Source organism: Dorea acetigenes (genome assembly GCF_025567385.1).
Taxonomy (GTDB): domain Bacteria; phylum Bacillota; class Clostridia; order Lachnospirales; family Lachnospiraceae; genus Claveliimonas; species Claveliimonas acetigenes.
In genome coordinates, this window is the sequence record NZ_JAOQJU010000049.1 from 1 (window position 1) to 6,021 (window position 6,021).

A 6,021-nucleotide genomic window follows, 5' to 3' on the forward strand; every position below is an offset into this window, starting at 1 on the left:
ATACTTTGGAACGAACGATCCGATTACCCGTGAGCAGATGGTAGTTATGATGTACCGTTATGCGGATTATAAGAAATACGATATATCAAAGACAGCAGACATCAGCAGCTTTTCTGATGCAGGACAGGTAAGCGAATTCGCAGAAACTGCTATGAAGTGGGCAGTAGAAAATGGAATCATTGAAGGAAAAGAAAATGAAGATGGTTCTTATCGTCTCGACCCACAGGGCAGCACAAGCCGTGCAGAGTGTGCGATTATTATCCAGAGATTTATGGAGAAGTTTGAAAAGTAGGGAGTTACAAAGGATGTAAAAATGGGGCGGAGAAGAAAAATTTCCGCCCTTTATAAAATTGTTATAAAAAATTTAGTAATAAAGGGGGAAGGTTAAATGAAATATCGTAATATAGGAAAAGCAGGAATTAAAATCAGTGAGATTGCATTGGGGAGTTGGATGACAGATTTGAAAGGAGGTTCTAAAGAAGACATAGCGAAAGAAACGGTTAAGCTTGCTTATGAAAGCGGTATTAATTTTTTTGACTGTGCAGACGCTTATTCTGATGGTGCTGCAGAACAGTTTTTAGGCAAGGTTTTGAAGGATTTCCCTCGTAAAGAACTTGTAATTTCAAGTAAGGTGTATTTCCCTACGGGAACCGGAGTAAATGATAGAGGGCTTTCCAGAAAGCACATTATGGAAAATTGCAATCAATCTTTAAAGAATATGCAGTTAGATTATTTGGATTTGTATTATTGCCATCGTTTTGATGAAAATACTGATATTGAGGAAACGCTGCGGGCGATGAGTGATCTTGTGGCACAGGGAAAAGTCCTTTATTATGGTGTCAGTGAGGAATGGGGAAGTGCCAGAATTGAAGAAGCACAAAAAATTATTGATAAACTCGGTCTTTATCCTATTTCAGTAATTCAACCACAATATAATATGATTGATAGATATATCGAACATGAGATTATGGGTACATGCAGAAAGTACGGTATTGGCATTACGTCTTTTTCTCCGCTTGCACAAGGGCTTTTGACAGGAAAGTATAAAAAAGGACAGCCCTATCCGGAAGGCTCCCGGGCAACACATCAGGCAGATAAACAGATTAATAATCTGCTCACAGATGATAACCTTGCAATTGTTGATGAACTTACAAAAGTGGCGAATGATCTGGGAACGAATGTCTCAATCTTGTCAATGGCATGGATTTTGCAGCATTCGGAAATAAGTTGTGTAATTGCAGGGGCAAGTAACTCATCTCAATTAGAGAATAATATAAAAGCCAGTGGTTTCGTAATTCCACAAGATGCTATGAATAGAATTGAAGAAATTCTTGGATTCAAAAGATTTGAACGTCATGTAGGTTAAGTAAGAGGAAAGATTGCTTATATAAGATATACAGTTATTTAGAAAAAAGAAGAGGCTTTGCAGCAAAAAGGCTGTGGGGCTTCTTTTTTATTCTATTGAAATTTGTGGCTAAAGGTGATTAAATAGAACTATGTCAGACGGGACCCTGGTGAGTCTCAATTTAAATATAGAAAGAGAGTCTATGATACATGATTAAGATTTTTCTGGTAGAGGATGAAGTCGTTATCCGAAATGGAATAAAGAATAGCATTAACTGGGCAGAAGAGGGGTATGAGTTTGTGGGAGAGGCAAGTGATGGTGAACTTGCTTACCCGCTGATTCTGAAGGAGAAGCCGGATATATTGATTACAGATATTAAGATGCCCTTTATGGACGGGCTGGAGCTTTCGGAGGCAGTAAAAAAGGAACTCCCCAATATCAAGATACTGATCCTGAGCGGTTATAATGATTTTGAATATGCCAAGAGAGCGATTGGAATCGGTATTACGGACTATATGCTGAAGCCGGTTTCTGCAGAACAGCTCCTGGGAGTAATCGGTGAAGTGGCGGAGGTTATCCGGAAGGAACAGGAAGAAAGGGATCTCCTGAAGAAATATGAGGCGGACATGCAGGAGAACCGGGAACATGATAAATATGAATTCCTGACCCGTATCCTGACGGAGCATTTGTCTATGACGGAGACTTTAGAGCAGGGGAAACGGCTTGAGATGGATTTGAGCGCCCAGATATACAATTTGATTCTGTTTAAAATCACAAGCTATGGTGAGAAAGAAGACACTCAGAGTAGGCAGATGGTGTCTGTGTTTGTAGATATAGAAGAGATGCTGCAACAGAGGAAAGGGGTCTATTATTTCCGAAGGGGCGTAGAAGGCTGGGCCATTCTGTGTCTTGCAGAAAATGGTGAGGAGCTGCAGCATGAGATTGACGCGTGTCGTGACGGCATCCATGAGATTGTATCCCGTTATCCGAAGATGGAGTATTTTGGAGGAATCGGGGAGCCGGTGGAGAGACTCCGGGAACTGCGGGATTCTTTCGGCAAGGCAGAACGGGCATTCGCAGCGCGGTTTACATCTCCGGCAAATCAGATTGTGTCGTGGGAAGAGCTGCATTCTGACCGGGAGGAAGAGCCGGAGGTGCGGGGCCTTGGTTCTGTGGAATCGAACCGGGAGCTGATTGCGAAGTTTTTAAGAGGCGGCACCGAGGAAGAGACAGAAAGCTTTGTACAGGCGTATTTTGATGAGATACCGGAAGATAATATAAAATCTATGATGATGTGTCAGTATATATTGATGGATATTTATATCAGTGTCGTGACCTTTGGGGAGAGCATTGGGCTTTCGCAGGAGAAGATGCAGCAGGAGTGCGGCGACATGAAGGATATGAAAGACTGTATGCAGAGTACGGAGACGATGAAAAAATATGTGGAAGGGTTGATTAAAGGGCTTTTAAGGCTTCGTGATGCCGCTACGGGAAGAAGATATTCGGATATCATCGAGACGGCGAAGATTTATATTATGGAAAACTATATGACAGAAGATATTTCGCTGAATACGGTATCGTCCAATGTGGGGATGAGTCCCAGCTATTTTAGCTCCATCTTCAGTCAGGAGGTGGGAAAGACTTTTGTGGAGTATCTGACAGAAACCCGGATGGAAAAGGCGAAAGAACTGCTGATGTGTTCGTCCCGGAAGACTTCGGAAATCGGTTTCGATGTGGGGTATAAGGACTCCCACTATTTTAGTTACATTTTCAAGAAAACCCAGGGGTGTTCGCCGAAAGAATATCGTACGAGAGGAAAGGTACAAGGATGAGAATTTCATTTAAAAAGCACTTTTCGCTGAATGAGAGGCTTGGCATGATTGCTGTGGCCGCATTGCTGCCGCTGACGATTCTGGTGCTGTATCTGATGTATGTGCTGAATATGTCGAATCATGCGTTTGATCAGATTACCAACAGCGTTACCTACGCGAACAGTTATGAATCGGAGTTTAAGGAGCGGCTGGATTACAGTATGTATCTGGCGGTTATCCGGGGGGAGCCGGTCAGTAAGCTGGAGGAAGGCAAGGTCACGGTCAACGGGATTAAAATTGTGAATCCGTACACCTATATTTATGAGCTGAGAGAGGCTTGTGATGAGATGGCGGATATTGCTACGGTCAATGCCAACAGAACTCGCTCCATGCGTATTAAGCGGACTTTGAATTCCCTGGAGAAATGGATCCGGCAGATTGATGAGAATCTGGAAGAAGACAGCGGAAAATATACGGAAAATATGGAAATGCTGGAAAACAATGTCTATAAGCTTACGGAGGTAATCGACAGTGCTATTCAGGAATATGTAATTGCAGAAACGGCCAACTTCGCCAACATCAAAGAAGAACTTCTGCAGGATAGTGCCCGTACGCAGCGAATCAGTATTATTGTGGTCTGCCTGGTTATTATGCTGACCGTTTTTCTCGTGATTCTTGCTTTCCGAAGTGTGGCAAGGCCGATTCAAGAGTTGTGTGATATGTCCAGACAGGTGGCGAAAGGTGATTTTGACACCCGGGTGCAGGTGGAAGCGGAGGATGAGATTGCGGTTCTTACAGACAGCTTCAATGATATGGCGGAAGAGATCGGCCAGCTTGTGGAGGATATCAAGCGGGAGCAGACGAACCTGCGGGCGATGGAAAATAAACTTCTGCAGGCACAGATTAACCCGCATTTCTTATACAATACGCTGGATACGATCGTGTGGCTGGCAGAAGAGAAACAGACAGACAATGTTGTAATGATGGTGACCATGCTGTCCGAATTCTTCCGTACGACTCTTAGTAAAGGAAGGGACTACATTACAGTAGAGGAAGAAAAGAAGCATGTAGACAGCTATCTCAAGATTCAGCAATTCCGATACCAGGATATTATGGATTACCGGATAGACATTAACAAAGAAATTATGGACTATACCATACCGAAGCTAACTCTGCAGCCATTGGTTGAAAATGCCCTCTACCATGGAATTAAAAAGAAAAGAGGGAAAGGCCTGATTACAATCCAGGGCTACCGGGACGGCAATAAGGTCATATTGAAAGTAATTGACAATGGAAAAGGAATGACGGAAGAAGAGCTTCAGAAGCTGCGGCGCTATATGGTGGGATACGACGATGATGACAAGAAGGGCTTTGGCGTTGCCAATGTCAACCAGCGTATCCATCATTACTATGGCGAGGAATATGGGGTGTTTTACGAGAGTGAGGAAAATGTAGGGACGGAGGCAGTGATTATTCTCCCTGCTAATAATATTGAAGCGGAGGTTTAGAATGCCGGAAAAAGGAGGAACAGGGTTTGGGAAAGAAATGGATCAGTATTTTGCTTTGCGCGGCAATGACGGTTGGTGTGATTGCAGGATGCAGCTATGACACACAGGACGCCTCGAAGAAAGCGGATGCTTCAGACGAAAACGGTATGGAAGCAGAGAATGATGTGATTACGATTGGATTCTCCCAGGTAGGGGCAGAGTCGGACTGGCGGACTGCCCATTCAGAATCCATAAAAAAGGTTTTCAGTGAAAAGAACGGGTATGAATTGATTTTCGATGATGCCAGACAGAAGCAGGAGAATCAGGTAGCGGCAATTTTCAGTTTTATTCAGCAGGAGGTTGATTATATTGTGTTGGCTCCCGTGACAGAGACGGGGTGGGATACTGTTCTGCAGGAGGCGAAGGACGCCGGAATTCCGGTGATTGTTGTAGACCGCATGGTAAAAGTATCGGATGAGAGCCTTTATACTGCCTGGGTAGGCTCGGACTTCAAATTGGAAGGACGGAAAGCGTGTGCATGGCTGGATGCTTATGCAAAAGCGAAGGGGATGCAGGAAATCAATATCGTTGATATTCAGGGGACTTACGGCGCCACCCCGCAGATTGGGCGCACGCAGGCTCTTACGGAGGCTGTGGAGCAGTATGGGTGGAATCTTCTCGCCATGGAGTCGGGAGAATTTACCCAGGCAAAGGGGAAAGAAGTCATGGCGTCTATGCTGGAACAGTATGAAAATATTAATGTGGTATATTGTGAGAACGATAACCAGGCATTCGGAGCGATAGAAGCGATTGAAGATGCCGGGAAGACGGTAGGTCCGGACGGAGATATTCTTGTGATATCCTTTGATGCGACGCACGGTGGTATTGTCAATACGATGAAGGGGAAGATTGTCCTGAATGTGGAGTGTAATCCTTTGCACGGCCCCAGGGTAGAGGACATTATCAAGAAGCTGGAGGAAGGAAAGGAAGTGGACAAACAGATTTTTACAGAAGAAAGAATGTATTCCCATGGCGCAGATGTCCCGGTAATTACCGTTGACGGGACAGATTACGAGATAACGGAGGTTACGCAGGACATTGTGGACGGGCGAGCTTATTGATGCTTTTTTCAGTATTGTCAATTGACACAAAATATGGTTTTTGTTAGTATGATTGTATAATGATAATGCACAAGTCAGCCAGTATTTGTGCATTATTGATACCCGCTGTGTATCCCTACACAAAGCGGGAAGTAAAGAAAGGAGAATGGAAAGCAATGAAATTTATGAAAAAGGTAAAATCTGCATTTGCGGGTTTTACGGCAATTGTTATGGCGGCGGCCGTAACATTGACGGCAGTTCCGGTTTCTTCCGTGCAG

General features: G+C 44.1%; 5 protein-coding genes. All 5 read left to right on the top strand.

Translation table 11 applies throughout. From position 1 onward, the window contains the following. A partial coding sequence (locus OCV99_RS17855) for an S-layer homology domain-containing protein (protein WP_158372363.1) occupies positions 1-292 on the top strand: 292 nt, incomplete at its 5' end. A gap of 96 nt (positions 293-388) precedes the next feature. After that, a complete protein-coding gene (locus OCV99_RS17860) occupies positions 389-1,366 on the top strand; it encodes an aldo/keto reductase family protein (RefSeq protein ID WP_158372365.1) in 978 nt (325 codons plus the stop codon). A gap of 188 nt (positions 1,367-1,554) precedes the next feature. Continuing rightward, positions 1,555-3,177 (top strand): response regulator, encoded by a 1,623-nt coding sequence (locus OCV99_RS17865; RefSeq protein ID WP_158372367.1) that lies wholly within the window; start codon positions 1,555-1,557, stop codon positions 3,175-3,177. Beyond that, positions 3,174-4,664 carry a sensor histidine kinase gene (locus OCV99_RS17870; RefSeq protein WP_158372369.1) on the top strand — a complete coding sequence of 497 codons (1,491 nt, stop codon included), beginning with the start codon at positions 3,174-3,176 and terminating at the stop codon, positions 4,662-4,664. The genes OCV99_RS17865 and OCV99_RS17870 overlap by 4 nt, the downstream gene beginning before the upstream one ends. Before the next feature lie 26 nt (positions 4,665-4,690). Next, positions 4,691-5,764, top strand: coding sequence for an ABC transporter substrate-binding protein (locus OCV99_RS17875; RefSeq protein ID WP_158372371.1), 1,074 nt, complete (start codon positions 4,691-4,693; stop codon positions 5,762-5,764). The last annotated feature ends 257 nt before the right edge of the window (positions 5,765-6,021 follow it).

Coding starts and splice junctions, on each gene's coding strand:
- OCV99_RS17860 (WP_158372365.1), top strand. CDS start 389: ATGAAATATCGTAATATAGGAAAAGCAGGAATTAAAATCAGTGAGATT.
- OCV99_RS17865 (WP_158372367.1), top strand. CDS start 1,555: ATGATTAAGATTTTTCTGGTAGAGGATGAAGTCGTTATCCGAAATGGA.
- OCV99_RS17870 (WP_158372369.1), top strand. CDS start 3,174: ATGAGAATTTCATTTAAAAAGCACTTTTCGCTGAATGAGAGGCTTGGC.